The following is a 15,279-nucleotide window of genomic DNA, read 5'->3' as shown; positions in this document are numbered from 1 at the left end:
TCCTGCCTACACGACCCCGACGGGGGTGGCCACCCCCCGAACGTGGGTGAGCAGTCGCAGCAGCGCGGCCGCCACCTCGTCGGCGCGCTCGACGATGAGCGAGTGCCCCGCGCCGTCGACCCGCACCAGTTCGGCGGCCGGCAGCCGCGCGGCGATGGCCCGCGAATGCGCGAACGGGGTCAGCTCGTCGGCCGACCCGCCGACCACCAGGACCGGGATCGCCGCGAGCACGGCCAGCGCCGCCGACTCGTCCAGCACCGCGAACGCCGCAAGGAAACGCGAGAGCGTCACGATCGACGTCTCGTTCGTCAGGGTCGTCGCCAGCGAACGCGCCCACGAATCCGTGGTGCCGCGACGGACCACCGGCGCGCACATCCGCCCGCCGACGCGCATCGATCCCTGCATCACCCGCGGCGCCCGTCGCACCGCGCGGTGCAGCACGGACACCGCCGGGTGCCGCAGGTAGCGGCCGAGCCCCAGGTCGGCCAGGCCGCTCGCCGCGGTCGCGACGAGCGCGGCGGCGACGACGCGGCTGCCGATCGCCTCCGGGTACAGCCGTGCGTAGGCCATCGCCACCATCCCGCCCATCGAGTGCCCCGCCAGCACCACGGGCCCGCGGGGCACGACGGTGCGCAGCACGGCGTCGAGGTCGTGGGCGAGCTGCTCGATGGTGTACGTCTCGGGCGCGCCGACCCCCGACCGTCCGTGACCGCGCTGGTCGTAGGCGACGATGCGGACCGCCGCGCCGGCCTGCCCGGCAAGGCGCTCGCGCACCGCCGACCAGCTGTCGGTGCGCAGGCAGTGCCCGTGCACCAGCACGACCGTGACGGGCGCGTCGGCGGGTCCGTGCACCCGCACCGACAGGGGCAGGCCGTCGTCGGCGGCGACGGTCACCCGACGCAGATCCGGTCCAGGCATCGCGGCCTCCCAGCGGTCGATCTGCCCGGAATGTCGTCGGTGCCCGACGGGGACGTTACCGCCGCGACCGAATCGTGACGACGCTCGGCGCCGAACCGATCGGCACGGAACTGCCGCACGGTTCCCGGACAGTGGCGCGCTCGATTCGCGGTCGACCGCCCCGGCGCGGATCCGGCACTCAGCGTGGGGCGAGGGCCCGGATCATCTCCGTAGGATCGCCCGCGGTGGTCATCGCGATCACGGGGGTGGTCACACCCGCCTCGACGTACCGTTCGATGTGCTCCCGGCACGCCTCCGGCGGACCGTGCACGACCAGCTGATCCACCACGTGATCCGGGATCGCGGCGAGGGCCGCCGACCGCTCCCCCTCCCCCCACAACCGCCACATGCCCTCGAAATCCTCGCTGCGGCCCAGGAATTCGTGGAAGGCACGGTAGACGGGGACGTTCATATAGGCGGCGATCATGCGACGGCCGATGCTGCGGGCGGTCTCGGCGTCGAAGCCGGGCAGCACGAAGATGCGGGCGACGATCTCCTTGCCCGCTCCACCCTCGTGCACGTACGGCGCGACGGTGCGCACGTCGTCGGCCGAGAGCCAGTTGACGATCGCACCGTCGGCCTCGCGTCCGGCGAGGCGCAGCATGCCGGGCCGCAGGGCGGCGAGCAGCAGGGGCGGGGCGGGATCGGGGACGAGGCCGGCCCGGAACCCGCTGACCTCGAACGTGTCGTACTTGTGGGTGACCTTCTCACCGGCGAGCGCGGCGCGCAGGAACTGCAGCGTGTCGCGGGCCCGCTTGAACGGCTCCTCGAACGGGGTGCTGTTCCACTTCTCGACGATCACGTTGGACGAGGTTCCGACGCCGAGGACGAAGCGGCCCGGGGCGGCGGCGGCGAGAGTGGCCGCGGAGATCGCCAGGGTGGCCGGGCCGCGCGTGAACACCGGGACGATCGCGGTGCCCAGGCGCAGCGTCGGTGCCCACACACTCGCCAGCGCCAGGGGCGTGAAGGCGTCGGCCACGCTGCTCTCGGACGACCACACGTCGGTGTAGCCGAGGTCGGGCAGTTCGGCGATCAGGTTTCGCTGATCCGGCAGGGAAATGCCGTCGAGAGGGATAGTCAGGCCCCAACGGCGCGGCGTCGCATCATCGCTCATACGCCACACCTTAGGCTGCGCCGGTGCGTCCTTCGGGCTGCCACGACCGCCCGAAGGACACACCGGTCCGTATGCTGGGCCGTTGTGCAGGTCTCTCAGCTCTGGCGTTACCCGGTCAAGTCGTTCGGCGGCGAGCAACTGCAGTCGGCGGCGATCGAGTCCGACGGGCTGCGCGGCGACCACATGTGGGCGGTGATCGACGCCGAGACCGGCACCGTCGCGTCAGCGAAGAAGGTGCGGGCCTGGTCGCGGCTGCTCGAGTGCCGTGCCCGCCTGCTCGACGACGCCGACCCGTCGGATCCGTCCGTCCTCGAGATCACGCTGCCCGACGGCCGGTGCACCCGCGGCGACGACCCGCGCACCCCCGGGCTGCTGTCCGAGCTGACCGGGCGTGCGTTGACCCTGGAGGCCCGCCCCCGCACCTACGACGAGGCGCCGTTGCACCTGCTCACGACGGCCGCCGTGGAGGCGCTCGGCACGGGCGACACGGCCGGTGTCGCGCTGCGCCGCTTCCGGCCCAACCTCGTGGTCTCGACCGGCGACACCGGATTCGTCGAGGACGACTGGCTGGGCCGGCGTGTCGAGGCCGGTTCCGTCGCGCTCGTGCCGACGCAGCGCACGGCGCGGTGTGTGATGGTGACGCTGCCGCACCAGGAGGTGCCGGCCCGGCGCGACATGCTGCGCACCGTCACCGACCGCAACCGCGTCCCGAACCGGGCGGGCGGCAAGCCCGCCCCCTGCATCGGCATCTACGCCGACGTGGCATCGGACGGCGTTCTGGCCGTGGGTGATTCGCTGATCGTCCGCTGAAACGGATCCGCGCACCGACCGGACGTCGACGCGCGGAATGCACCGCGCCACTGTCGAACCGGCGCGCGGATCCGGGGAGAGTCGGCTCAGCGGCCGGCGTCCTTCGCGGGCAGGATGCGGGTGCGGACCTCGCCGAAGCCGATTCGGGTGCCGTCCGGACCCGGCGCGGTCGCGGAGATCGCGATCTCGTCGCCGTCCTCGAGGAAGGTGCGGGTCTCGTCGCCGACCTGAACCGGTTCCTTACCGCCCCAGGTGAGTTCGATGAACGCGCCGCGCTGGTCCTTCTCCGGCCCGGAGATGGTGCCGGATCCGAACAGGTCGCCGGTGCGGGTGGCGGCACCGTTGACGGACGTGTGCGCGAGCATTTGCGCCGGCGACCAGTACATCTGGGCGTACGGCGGACGCGAGACGACGTGGCCGTTCCATTCGACCTCGAGATCGATGTCCAGGCCCCACTTCTCGGTGCCCTTCAGGTACGGCAGCGGCTCCGGGTCCTGCACCGGGGTGTCGACGCGGGCGGCCTCGAGTGCGGCCAGCGGCACGACCCACGGGGAGATCGAGGTCGCGAAGGACTTGCCGAGGTTCGGGCCGAGCGGCACGTACTCCCACGCCTGGATGTCACGGGCCGACCAGTCGTTGAGGATGACGGCCCCGAAGCAGTGGTCGGCGAACTCGTCCGGGGTGATCGACGATCCCATCGGCGAGCCGACACCGACGACGAAGCCCATCTCGGCCTCGATGTCGAGACGGATCGACGGACCGAAGACGGGCGCCGGGTCGTTGGGGCCCTTGCGCTGGCCACACGGGCGCACGATGTCCACGCCGGAAACGACGACGGTGCTCGAGCGGCCGTGGTAGCCGACCGGCAGGTGCTTCCAGTTCGGCATCAGCGGCGACGGATTGTCGGGCCGGAACAGCCGTCCGAGGTTCGACGCGTGGTTCTCCGACGCGTAGAAATCGACGTAGTCGGCGACCTCGATCGGCAGGTGCAGTTCGACGTCCGCGACGGCGTGCACGGCCTCGGCGGGCACGTCCCCGGTGACCAGGCTCTGCAGCGCGGCGCGCACCTCGTCCCAGCGGGCGCGGCCCTGCGCCATGAAGGCGTTGAGGGTGGGCTCGGCGAAGGCGGGGTCGTCGAACACGACGGAGAGGTCGAGGACGGAGTCACCGACGCGCACACCGACGCGGGGCTCCGTTCCGGCCGTGGAGAACACACCGTAGGGCAGGTTGTTCGCGCCGAAGAGCGAACCTTCCGGAATGTCGATGACGGTCATGCAAGGGATCCTTCGGTGATCGGGGACATCGTCGACGGGGCCAGGCCGACCTCGACGAGATCGGCGAGCGGCTCCGCAATGCTGCAGGTGCCGAACGAGCGGAAGCTGTTGCGCAGCTCTTCGATTCGAGCAGGCGACAGGTCGCGCAGTCGGGCGGCGAGGCCGGCGCCGTCCCGGTCGGCGAGCACCGCCGCGACGGCCGCGGTGTCCGCACCGTCGAGCACGGCGTCGACGGCGGCGAGCACGTTGAGGAATCCGTGCTGTTCGAATCCGGTGTGCGGGTCGGTGTTGCGGACCGCGTGGTGCAGGCCCGCCGTGGCCTTGAACGGGACCTTCGTGCGGACCACGGTCGAGAGGGCGTCGGCGAGTTCCCGTTCGTCGGGGTACGCCTCCGCGACGACCCCGCCCGTGCGGAACTTCGCCGCGTAACGCGACCCCACGAGTCCCTGGAGGATCTCGGCGCGGCGCTCGTCGCGCGGGACCTCCACGAACAGTGCGACTCCGGGGTACTCGGCGGCGATCAGGTCGAGGGCGACGAGCACACCGGCGGGGCTCTCCCCGGCGGGCACGGCGATCTCGAGGGCGGCCACGGTGACGCCGTCCACGTCGCGCAGGCTCTCCATCGCGGGAACGACCGCGGACGGCCCGCTCGGAACGGTCAGGCTCAGGGTGAGGTCGCCCCCGAACGGGCGCTGTCCGAGTGCCTCGAGCAACTCCGGGATCCGCGGCGCCGGGAACACGAACGTGCCCACCAGCCCGGCATGGTCGGCGACGCGGTGCGCGGCGTGGGCCGGCAGGGCACGATCGAGCGGGGCGTTGCCGGGCGGGAACAGCGCGGCGTCGTCGCACAGTTCCGTCAGCAGGGCTCCGAGAGTGCTCACTTCTGCAGCCCCCGGTTCCAGCTTCCGGCGTAGGCCGCATCCTCGCACGCGAGCGCACCCTCGCCGAGTTCGAGCGGCCGGAACGTGTCCACCATGACGGCGAGCTCGTCGAAGAAGTCGACGCCGATGCTCCGCTCGTAGGCACCGGGCTGCGGACCGTGGGCGTGGCCGCCGGGATGGACGGAGATCGAACCCTGGCCGATGCCGGAGCCCTTGCGGGCCTCGTAGTCGCCGCCGCAGTAGAACATGATCTCGTCGGAGTCGACGTTGGAGTGGTAGTACGGCACCGGGATCGCCAGCGGGTGGTAGTCCACCTTGCGGGGCACGAAGTTGCAGATGACGAAGTTGTTGCCCTCGAACGCCTGGTGCGCCGGCGGCGGCTGGTGGACTCGGCCGGTGATGGGCTCGTAGTCGTGGATGCTGAAGGTGTACGGGTACAGGCAGCCGTCCCAGCCGACGACGTCGAACGGGTGGTTGGGCACGAGGTAGCGGGTGCCGACGATGCCGTGCGAGGTGCGGTGCTTGACCAGGACCTCGACGTTGGTGTCCTCCACCTGGATCAGCTCGGTCGGGCCGTGCAGGTCGCGCTCGCAGAACGGCGCGTGCTCGAGGAACTGGCCGAACCGCGACAGGAAGCGCTTCGGCGGGACGATGTGGCTGTTGGCCTCGATGACATAGGCGCGCAGCGGCTCGTCGCCGGTGGGGATCCAGCGGTGCGTGGTGGCCATCGGCAGCAGCACGTAGTCGCCGGCCTTCGCGTCGAGCACACCGAAAACGGTCTCGACGCGGGCGGTGCCGGACTCGACGTAGACCATCTCGTCGCCGACGACGTTGCGGTAGAGCGGCGACTCCTTCGTCGAGACGACGTAGGAGAGGCGCACGTCCGCGTTGCCGAGGATCAGCCGGCGGCCGGTGACGACGTCGGTCTCGGCCCAGACGGTCTCCGGGAACAGATCGTGCAGCTTCAGGTGGCGCGGCTTGAGGGGGTGGTTCGGGGTGGTGGCCTGCTCGGGCAGCTTCCACTCGGTCGCGTCGACGATGGCCGACGGGATGTGGCGGTGGTAGAGCAGCGCCGAGTCCGAGGAGAAGCCCTCCTCGCCCATCAGCTCCTCGTAGAACAGCCCGCCGTCCTCGTTGCGGTGCTGCGTGTGCCGCTTCGGCGGGATGACGCCGAGCTGTCGATAGAACGCCATGGGATTCCGCTCCTCGGGCTCTGGGTGGCTGATCCGCGGAGATCCCCCGCGGTGTTAGTAAACACCTTAACTAGTTTTCGGACGTGAGCGCAACCACATCGGGAAGATCGGTTGTCAGTTGCGGTCGCGCATATCGAACCGGCTGCGCTTGGTGATGAGCTTGTTGAGCAGCATGACGAGGATCTGCTGCTCCGCCTCGGTCAGCACATCGACCCAGGCGGCCTCGCGCTCGTTCTGGGCGCGGAACGTCTCCACGATCTCCCGCTCGCCGGCCTCGGTGAGCGACAAGCGGACCGACCGGCCGTCCTCCGGATCCGGGGTGCGAGCCAGCAGACCGGCCTCGACCAGCGGTTTCGCGAGATTGGAGACAGCGGCGCGGCTCATGCCGGTGAGCTTGGCGGCCACCTTCGGCTCGATGGGGCCGGCAAGCCAGGTGACGAACATCAGGCGGTACGCCGACCACGACCGCCCCCTCGGGCGGTGCACGGCCGCCTCCAGGTCGTACGTGACGATGTCGGAGGCCCGGTTGAGGGTCAGCAGCACCTCGGTGGCCTGCTCGTGGTAATCGCCGTATCGGCTGCTCAGGCGCCGGTTCGCGAGTTCGACGAAGGACCAGTAGTCGAGGTCGCGGGCGTCCGCTTCGGTCATGGGCGCCACCTTATCCGAGGACGGCCGCGTTAGTATATGTGTTAATCAATTCCGATACGGAAACCCGGGCTGTCCGCCGTTGTGTGTCGGCACCGCACAATCGGGCAGAACGCACGACCGCCCGGCCGACACGTGGTCGGCCGGGCGGTCCGGGAACATGTCACATCTTGCTCATCGCGTCCGCGCCGCCGGCGAGCATCGCCGCAGTGACACCCACGGCGGTCACGCCCGTCATCACGAGGGCCACGGCGGCCACCAGCGGGTACCCGCCGTTGGACCAGTACTCGAACAGGATGGTGCCCATGACCTGGGTCCGGGACGCGCGCACGAGCAGCGACGCCGTGAACTCGTGGGTGAGCAGCACGAACAGCAGTGCCGCGGTGCCGCCCAAGCTGCCGCGCATGAGCGGCAGCAGGATCTTCACGTTCGTGGCGACGAAGCCCGCGCCGCTGACGCGGGACGCCTCGAGGTAGCTGTCGCCGAGCGCGAGCATGGACGACAGCTGCATGCGGGTCGCGAACGGCAGCATGAGCGTGACGTACACCAGAATCACGACCCACGGCGTGCCGTACAGGATGATCGGACCGGTGGTGTAGGTCAGCAGGAACGCTGCGCCGAAGATCACGGCTGGAACTCCGAGCGGCATCGATACCAGAACGTCGACGAGGAGGCGAAGGGCCGGGTAGCGCTGGCCGCGCACGATCAGGCCGGCCGCGACGAAGCCGAGCGGCAGCACGATCGCCATGGCCGCGAACGAGAACATCAAGCTGTTGCCGACCGCGGCCGGCACGGCCGTGCCGGAGAAGATCGTGCGGAAGTTGTCGAACGTCAGGGTCGAGAAGTCGATGGTGCCGCGCCAGTATCGGGACAGCGCGACGAACACCAGGGCGAGCAGCGGCAGGATCGTCGACAGCAGCGAGAACACCAGGATCACCGCGACGCCGGCCTTGGAGGGCCGACCCTGTGATTTGAACGCCTTGCCGCCGTGCGTGACGAACCGACGCTGATTGCCGAGCATCGCCTTCTGCGCGAACACCACGACGACACCGACGACGAGCAGCGGTGAGCCGAGCGCTGCGGCGGTCGCGAACTGCGCGGGACTGTCACTGATCTGGAAGTACATCTCGGTCGTGAGCACGCTGACGCCGGAGTTGGTGCCCAGAAGCAGTGGTCCGGTGAACTGGCCGAGACCGAGCAGCAGCGCGACACCGGAGCCGTAGATGAGGGTCGGGCGCAGCAGCGGAAGGGTGATCCTGAAAAAGACCTTCCATTCCGGCATGCCGGAAACCTGTGCGGCCTCGATCATCTCGGAGTTGATGTTCTCGAATCCGGAGCGGACGAACATGAAGACGAACGAACTCAGCGAGAAGCCGGTGATGATGACGATCCACTCGATCGAGTAGATGTCGACCGGGCCTTCCTCGAGGTGCGACCACCACGGCAGATTCCGCAGCATGGCGTTGAGGTAGCCGGGCCGCGGCGACAGCAGAAACGCCCAGCCGACGATCGAGGCGACAGCCGGAATGACGATGGGCAGAATCGGCAGGACTTCGAGGAACGCGAATCGGCGGGGCAGGCGGCTGGCCGCCCACGCCAGAGCGGTTCCCAGCACCATCGCGATGGCCAGTGATCCGATCGCCAATCCGAGTGTGTACCAGAGGATCTGACCGATACGCGACAATCCGAATGCCCGCGAGTAACCGGCAGCGCCGTCCTCGAACGCGGTCAGTTGCAGGCGCACGATCGGGAGGACGACCAGGTAGGCGAGCAACGCGGTGAACGCGACGACACCCATTCGGCGTGCCCCGGCGCGCACCGCCGTATTCCGCATGCCGTTCGGGGCGGTTGTGACGGACTCGTGCTCCTCGGTCCGTGGCAGTGTCAGAATCGCCATCGCCCTCACCCCACCAGGGCGCTGACGAGCGCCTGCTGATCCATCGGCAGCGCCCTGCCGTCGGTGTCGAAGGTGCGCCCGTCGATCGGGTCGAAGGCGAGAACCATCCGCGCGTCGCGTTCGATCAGCCGCGGTGCGCGGAACGAATCGAACGTCGCGACGCGGGCGTGCAACTGGCGGCGTTGGGAGCCCTCGACCGCGACCGAGAGCATGACGTCCAGGTGCAGGCCACCGTACTCGACGTCGTCGACGTTGACGAACATGCCCGCCTCGCCGGGCTGCAGGTCCGCCACGTCCGGGACCAGGCGTACTTTTTCGGGGCGCAGGCGCACCACGAACGAGCCGACCGACGCGGCCGCACGCGGCTGCATGCCGTGGATCTCGGTGCCCAACGCGTACCAGCGGCCGTCGACGTACTCGCACGGGACCCGGTTCGACATGCCGGTGAAACCCGCGACGTACTCGTCGACCGGCTCCTCGAAGACCTCGCGGGGCGGGCCCATCTGGACGATGCTGCCCGACCTCATGATCGCCATCCGGGTTCCCAGAGCGAGGGCTTCGCTCTGGTCGTGCGTGACGAACACCGCGGTGAACGGCTTGCGCTGGTGCAGGTCGTGGAGCTCCGCGCGCACCTGGTCGCGCAGGCGGGCGTCGAGGTTGCTCAGCGGCTCGTCGAACAGCACCAGGTCAGGGTGGGAGACCAGGCCGCGGGCCAGAGCCACGCGCTGCTGCTGACCGCCGGACAGCTCGGCGGGGAGACGGTCGAGCAACCGCTCGCAGTCCACCAGCGCCGCGGTCTCCTCGACGCGCCCGCTCGCGAGAGCGTCGGTGAGCTTGCGGGACTTGAGCGGATAGGCGATGTTCTTGCGCACAGTCATGTGCGGCCACAGAGCGTAGGACTGGAACACCATTCCGATGAACCGCTTGTCCGGGGTGAGGTTGATGCCGCGCTGCCGGTCGAACACCACCTGGTCGCCGAGGGTGATGGAGCCTCCGGCCGGCTGTTCGAGGCCCGCGAGGCAGCGGAGCGTCGTGGTCTTGCCGCAGCCCGACGGGCCGAGCAGCACGAGGAATTCGCCGTCCTCGATCTCGAGGTCGAGGTGGTCGACGGCGACGGTGGGTGGTTTTCCGTCGAAGTTCTTGAGCAGCTGGCGTACGGAGACGTGGGACACGGTGTACTCGCTTTCTGAACGAGCGGGGTTCAGGACTCGGTGGAGGAGAGCACGGCGGATGCCGGCTCCTGCCTCGGATCGGTGGATGCCTCGCTGCTTGTCGCGGCGCCTGCCGCGGCCAGAGCATAGAGGCGCTGGGCATGATCGTCACCGCTCCCCCACAGGACGCCGGAAGTCAGAGCACGGCGGTAGTACAGGTGTGCGGTGTGTTCCCAGGTGAAGCCGATGCCGCCGTGCACCTGGACGTTCTTCTCGACGGCGAGGCGTGCGGCGTCCCCGCAGGCGAGGGCTGCGATCGCAGCGGCCTCGGCCAGATCGTCGTCGCTCCCCTCCACGACGGCCCACACGGCGTGGGCAACGGCGGACTCGGCGAGTTCGACGGCCACGGAGACCTCGGCGAGCATGTGCTTGATCGCCTGGAATCCGCCGATGACGCGGCCGAACTGGACGCGCCGGCCGGCGTAGTCGACGGCATTGGCCAGGCAGGTACGCGCGACGCCCAGGCTCTCGCACGCGAGGGCCACGACCGCCCTGTCGTGGATCCACCCGAGTGGAGCGCGCTCCGCGAGGACGGTCGCCGGGGCGGCCTCGGCACGAACCCGGGACAGGATCCGGGTCGCATCGGTAGTGTCCATCCGCTCGGACGTGAGCACGGCTGCGTCGACGGCGTAGAGGCCCACCGTCCCGGATTCGTCGACGGCGGGCAGCAGCACGGTGTCGGCGACGTCGCCATCCACGACGAAACCGGCTCGGCCCGTCACGAACACGTCGTCACCCACGTGTTCGGCCCGAAATCCGGGGTCCGTACCCGGTGCGGTGACGACCGTGGCGACGACGGTCTCCCCCGTCGCGATGCCGGCGAGCAGCTCCGCGGCACGCGGCGCGCCGTCGCAGCGCGACAAGGCCGCGGCGGCAACGACGCCACTGAGGACCGGGACCCTGCACAGTTCCGCACCGAGCAGCTCGAGGACGGCGGCGACGTCGGCGAACGACGCGCCGAGACCACCGGCGGCCTCCGGAACGGCGAGTGCACCCACGCCGATCTCGGTGCCCAGCACGGCCCACAGGTCACGATCGACCGGACCGTCGCGGTATACGCGCTCCGCGCGTCCGTCGACCGGGTCCGTCCGACGGATCACCGAGCGGATGGTGTCGGTGAGCAACGCGGTGTCCTCTGCCGCGGCCGAGGTTCCGAGAATCATGCTGTCGCCTTTCGTGGATGAGGGAGCGCCGGGTGCCCGGTCAGTCCGAGGACGGGAGGGGCTTCGCCTGCTTCTGGCTGAGGACCTCGTCGCCGACCGCGAGCGGCCCGGCGCCGCCGCGCACGACCACGACCTCGACGCCGCCACCGGAGTAGCGCTTACCCATGAGAAGCTCGCCGCCCTGCGCGGGTGCGGCTGGCGCCGCATCCGCACTCATCGGCTCGCCGCCGCACAGCAGCGGCCCCGTCGCGCCGTCGTCGATACGGACGACGATGACCTCCGCGGTGCACACCGCGCTCTTCAAACGTTCACCGACGTTCATCGGAAGTTCCTCTCGTGTCAGGTCCGTACCGAACCCGGTGTGTGCTTATTGGGAAGCGCCGAACAACTGCTCGAACTCGGCGCGGAAGGCCTCCACATCGGCGGCGGTGACGGTCCGCGAGTTGACCCAGATGTTCTCGGCCGGAGTCGCCGCCGTCGCGATGTCGGGCAGGACCGCGCCGGCCCGGTTGGCGACCGCTTCCTGACCGGCCTTGGTCACGAGGAAGTTCGCGAACAGTTGCGCCGCGTTGGGATGCGGAGCGGCGCCGCTGACGCCCGTGTAGAAGGCCGCACCGAACACCGGCTTCGGCATGGCTGACTCGACCGGAGCGCCGGCCGCCTTCTCGGCGGTCAGCGGGACGGTGTAGACGGTGGCGGCGAGTTCCCCGGAGGCCAGGGCCTGACCCATTGCCTGCGCACCCGGATAGGTGCGTGGTTGCTGCGCGGCGAGTTTCGCGACGAAGTCGGGTGAGACAGTGTCGGCGAGGTAGTCGTAGAAGTCGACGATCGCTGCGGATACCGGCAGGATCACGCCGATCTTGCCGCCGGCCAGCTCGGGGGCGAGCAGGTCCTCGTAGCTGTCCATGCCCTCGGGGACCCGGTCGGTGTTCCAGCCGTAGGTGAGCACGGCCGCCGACGAGGTGAAGATCGTGTCGCCGATCATGAACTTCTCACTGTCGAACTCGGCTGCGTCGAACGCCGGGCCGGTGACCGGGGCGTAGTAGCCCTCGGCGATACGCTCGTCGACCCACGGGCGGGCCGCCGAGGCGACGACATCGGCGACCTGCCGGCCGGTCGAGGCCTCCGCGGCCAGTTTGGTCTGCAGATTCGCGTCGTTGTCGCGGACGATGTCGACCGTGATCCCGTACGCCGACTCGAAGCGGTTGGCGAGGTTCTCGAGATTGTCGGTCGCCTGCCCGGTGTAGTACGTCACCGAGCCCTCCTGCTTGGCCGCCTCGATCACCTCCTGCCACGCGGCATCCCCCTGCGGGCCCAGGTCCTCTGCGGCGACCTCGGTGGTGGTGCCGGAACCGCAGGCGACCGCGGTGAACGTCAGCGCGGCGACCCCCAGTCCGGTGATCGTGCGGCGCAGCGTCGAGATTCTCATGGAACACGGCCTTTCGTGAAGAGCAGTACTCGAGGGGTAGTACACAAGGGTGATGTTCGGATCGTGGCGTCGAGGGTCGGCTCAGGCGGTCGCGGCGGCGGCACGGGCGCGTGCTTCCCGCCAGGTCACTCCGCGGTCTACTCGAACTTCCGCCGGCAGTCCGAGCAGTCGCTCGGCAACGATGTTGCGCTGGATCTCGTCGGAGCCACCGGCGATGCTGTACCCGGGCGCGCCGAGCACGTGCGCGTTCCAGCCGAACGTGCCCGGCACGCCGGTGTCCGCGACGAGATCGCGTCCGAGGATGATGCGCGCAGCCTCGGAGACCGCGGCGAGCTTGTCGACCCACTGGATCTTGCGCACCGACCCGACCGCCGTCGGGGCGGCGTCGGCCTCCCGGGCCTGACGATCGCGCAGCACGTCGACCTGGGCGAGCTTCTGCCGCAGGTAGACCCGCGCGAGGAGCTCGCGCACCCGCGGATCGGTGTCGCGGCCGAGAGTGCGGGCGGTGGCGAGGAGCTGGTCGAACTGCCCGCCGACGTTCGCCGAGTTGGACCCGCCCTCCCGCTCGAACGCCAGCGTGGTCAGCGCGACGGACCAGCCCTTGCCGATTCCACCCAGGCGCAGCGAATCGGGGATGCGCACCCGGTCGAGGAAGACCTCGTTGAAGCTGCTGCCACCGGACATCTGCCGGATCGGGCGGATCTCGACACCCGGGGCGTCCAGCGGAATCAGAAACGCCGTCATGCCCGCATGCTTGGGCTGGTCCGGGTCGGTGCGCGCGATGAGTTCACCCCAGTCTGCGAACTGTGCGCCCGACGTCCACACCTTCTGTCCGGTGATCACCCAGTCGTCGCCGTCGCGCACGGCTCGGGTACCCACGTTCGCCAGATCGGATCCAGCCTCGGGCTCGGAGAAGAGCTGGCACGCAAGCAGGTCGCCTCGCAGCATCGCAGGCAGGAACTCGCGCTTCTGCCCGTCCGTTCCGAGGAGCCGTATAGTAGGAGCGATCAGATGCATTGTCACGGAGAATAATTCGTGCGGCCGCAAAGGACAGTGATCGTTCTCGATACGGGAGAACGCCTCCGCGACATCGGCGCCGAGACCTGCGCCACCGAACTCCTCCGGCCAGTCGAGGGCGCCGTAGCCTGCTTCGAGCTTGACCTTCTGCCACACGCGGTGCTGATCGAGTAGTGCCTTCTCCTCGTCGAATCCGAGATCGTGGAACACGGCCACGTCGTAAGGGTCGTCGACCCGGTCGAACCCGAGCCGGGCGACGTTCTCGACGACCCACGCGCGGGCGCGGGACTCGAACTCCGAGAGGGACATCTTTCCTCCACAGTGCTGGGCCGTGCGAATGCGCGGCAGACGGGGTAGCGGCGGGGCTGCGGACTCAGGAGTCCAGGTTGTACAGCGCGGCGGCGTTGCCGTGCAGGATCTTCCGGGCGTCCGCCTCGGACAGGTGTGCGAAGTTGCGACGCAGGTACTCGTCGGGAGCCAGCGCATCGGAGGCCGGACCGGGCGACATCGACGTCGGGTGCGGGTAATCGGTTTCGTACAGGACGTTGTCGGCGCCGAGCTGCTCGATCGCGCTGCGGGCCGAGTCCTGCTCGAACCAGAAGCAGCCGTAGATCTGCCGCTTGAAGTACTCGCTGGGGAGCAGTTCGTACTCCGGGTGCTCCTTGTGCACACCCGAGTTCTTCCACTGCCAGTCCAGGCCCTCGAGCGCGAACGGGATCCAGCCGATGCCCGACTCGACCGAGACGAACTTCAGGTCGGGGAATCGATCGCAGATGCCGCCGCAGATGAGCTGAGAGATGGTGCGGGCGTTGTCCATGAAGAACGAGATGCCCATCATCGCGTAGTTGGCGTGCACGCCGTTGCTCTCGTGGCCGAAGCCGCTGAGGTCGACCTCGCCGGACGCGATGTGGAAGTTGATCGGCAGCTTCTTCTCCTGCGCCGAAGCCCACAGGCGGTCCCAGTACGGGTCGGTGAGCATCGGCAGACCGAATGCCGCCGGATTCTGCGTGAAGACCAGCCCCTTGTGACCCGCCGCGGCGACGCGCTCGACCTCGGCGAGCGTGGCCTCCATGTCCCAGAAAGGCAGAATGCCGACCGGAATGTACCGCCCGGGAGCGAATTGCGCCCACTCGGTCAGGTAGTCGTTGTAGGCCTTGATGCACGCGATCTGCAACTCGTTGTCACCGTTGGACTGCAGCGTCTTGGAGCTGAACACCGCGACGTTGGGGTAGAGGATCTGCGCGTGGATGCCGTAGTCGTCCATGATCGTCAGGCGCTTGGCCGGATCCCACGAGCGCGGGTCGGTGTCCTCGAATCGCGGCGGGCAGCTCGGCGGGTACTCGTGCCAGCCGGCCATCGCCGGCGAACCGACCGCGCTCATGCGCTTGCCGGCAACGAACCACGCCTGGTCACCGCGGTGATCGTCCCAGCGCACGTGCGGCACCAGATCGCCCCACTTCTTGGTCGACATCCGCGATGTCCACAGGTCCGGGGGCTCGACGACATGGGTGTCGGTGTCGATGATCTTGATATCGCGAAGGTCGTACACGTAATCCTCCTGAGAATCGGATGGAGTTCGAACGGAAGATCCGCTCGGCGGATTGCATGCCCTTACTATTAGGAACATGCGAATATTAACGGAGATTTAGATCACAGTCCATACCCGGAAGCGTTCCGCGTCACGAGGG

Annotated in this window: 14 protein-coding genes; 1 reads left to right on the top strand and 13 read right to left on the bottom strand. The window is 69.1% G+C overall.

Going from position 1 to position 15,279, the window contains the following annotated elements; genetic code table 11:
• Positions 1-6: 6 nt before the first annotated feature.
• Together G6039_RS06710 and G6039_RS06705 are read right to left on the bottom strand one after the other, a co-directional pair.
• Positions 7-894 (bottom strand): alpha/beta fold hydrolase, encoded by an 888-nt coding sequence (locus G6039_RS06710; RefSeq protein ID WP_006939810.1) that lies wholly within the window; start codon positions 892-894, stop codon positions 7-9.
• A 202-nt stretch (positions 895-1,096) separates the two neighbouring features.
• On the bottom strand, positions 1,097-2,071 hold the full coding sequence (locus tag G6039_RS06705) for an LLM class F420-dependent oxidoreductase (RefSeq protein WP_006939812.1): 975 nt from the start codon (positions 2,069-2,071) through the stop codon (positions 1,097-1,099).
• Positions 2,072-2,155: 84 nt separating this feature from the next.
• On the opposite strand from G6039_RS06705, the gene G6039_RS06700 reads away from it, so the two are divergent.
• On the top strand, positions 2,156-2,881 hold the full coding sequence (locus tag G6039_RS06700; RefSeq protein WP_043797976.1) for an MOSC domain-containing protein: 726 nt from the start codon (positions 2,156-2,158) through the stop codon (positions 2,879-2,881).
• Between the two features lie 86 nt (positions 2,882-2,967).
• On the opposite strand, the gene fahA is transcribed toward G6039_RS06700, so the two are convergent.
• The 11 genes from fahA to G6039_RS06645 form a co-directional block, all read right to left on the bottom strand.
• Positions 2,968-4,155, bottom strand: a complete 1,188-nt coding sequence (gene fahA, locus G6039_RS06695; protein WP_006939815.1) for a fumarylacetoacetase — start codon at positions 4,153-4,155, stop codon at positions 2,968-2,970.
• Positions 4,152-5,036, bottom strand: a complete 885-nt coding sequence (locus G6039_RS06690) for a hypothetical protein (protein ID WP_043797978.1) — start codon at positions 5,034-5,036, stop codon at positions 4,152-4,154. The genes fahA and G6039_RS06690 overlap by 4 nt, the downstream gene beginning before the upstream one ends.
• Positions 5,033-6,229: a homogentisate 1,2-dioxygenase gene (locus tag G6039_RS06685; RefSeq protein ID WP_006939821.1), complete on the bottom strand. Its 1,197-nt coding sequence runs from the start codon at positions 6,227-6,229 to the stop codon at positions 5,033-5,035. Before G6039_RS06685 ends, G6039_RS06690 begins: the two co-directional genes overlap by 4 nt.
• 114 nt (positions 6,230-6,343) lie before the next feature.
• On the bottom strand, positions 6,344-6,877 hold the full coding sequence (locus G6039_RS06680; RefSeq protein ID WP_006939823.1) for a MarR family winged helix-turn-helix transcriptional regulator: 534 nt from the start codon (positions 6,875-6,877) through the stop codon (positions 6,344-6,346).
• 160 nt (positions 6,878-7,037) lie between these two features.
• Positions 7,038-8,771 carry an ABC transporter permease gene (locus tag G6039_RS06675; RefSeq protein ID WP_043798053.1) on the bottom strand — a complete coding sequence of 578 codons (1,734 nt, stop codon included), beginning with the start codon at positions 8,769-8,771 and terminating at the stop codon, positions 7,038-7,040.
• 5 nt (positions 8,772-8,776) lie between these two features.
• A complete protein-coding gene (locus G6039_RS06670) occupies positions 8,777-9,943 on the bottom strand; it encodes an ABC transporter ATP-binding protein (RefSeq protein WP_043797980.1) in 1,167 nt (388 codons plus the stop codon).
• Positions 9,944-9,972: 29 nt separating this feature from the next.
• Positions 9,973-11,145 carry an acyl-CoA dehydrogenase family protein gene (locus G6039_RS06665; RefSeq protein ID WP_006939831.1) on the bottom strand — a complete coding sequence of 391 codons (1,173 nt, stop codon included), beginning with the start codon at positions 11,143-11,145 and terminating at the stop codon, positions 9,973-9,975.
• 40 nt (positions 11,146-11,185) lie between these two features.
• Positions 11,186-11,467 carry a hypothetical protein gene (locus G6039_RS06660; protein WP_006939834.1) on the bottom strand — a complete coding sequence of 94 codons (282 nt, stop codon included), beginning with the start codon at positions 11,465-11,467 and terminating at the stop codon, positions 11,186-11,188.
• Positions 11,468-11,512: 45 nt separating this feature from the next.
• The gene (locus tag G6039_RS06655; RefSeq protein ID WP_043797983.1) at positions 11,513-12,574 is read right to left on the bottom strand and encodes an ABC transporter substrate-binding protein; all 1,062 of its coding nucleotides are present in this window, start codon (positions 12,572-12,574) and stop codon (positions 11,513-11,515) included.
• An 81-nt stretch (positions 12,575-12,655) separates the two neighbouring features.
• Entirely contained in the window at positions 12,656-13,900 is a 1,245-nt protein-coding gene (locus G6039_RS06650) for an acyl-CoA dehydrogenase family protein (protein WP_043797985.1), read from the bottom strand.
• A 64-nt stretch (positions 13,901-13,964) separates the two neighbouring features.
• The gene (locus G6039_RS06645) at positions 13,965-15,140 is read right to left on the bottom strand and encodes an amidohydrolase family protein (RefSeq protein WP_043797988.1); all 1,176 of its coding nucleotides are present in this window, start codon (positions 15,138-15,140) and stop codon (positions 13,965-13,967) included.
• Between the last annotated feature and the right edge of the window lie 139 nt (positions 15,141-15,279).

The sequence above is a fragment of the Rhodococcus aetherivorans genome, assembly GCF_011058165.1.
GTDB classification, from domain to species: domain Bacteria; phylum Actinomycetota; class Actinomycetes; order Mycobacteriales; family Mycobacteriaceae; genus Rhodococcus; species Rhodococcus aetherivorans.
The sequence above is the reverse complement of the archived record's forward strand: the minus strand, read 5'-3'. Positions and strand labels throughout refer to the sequence as shown.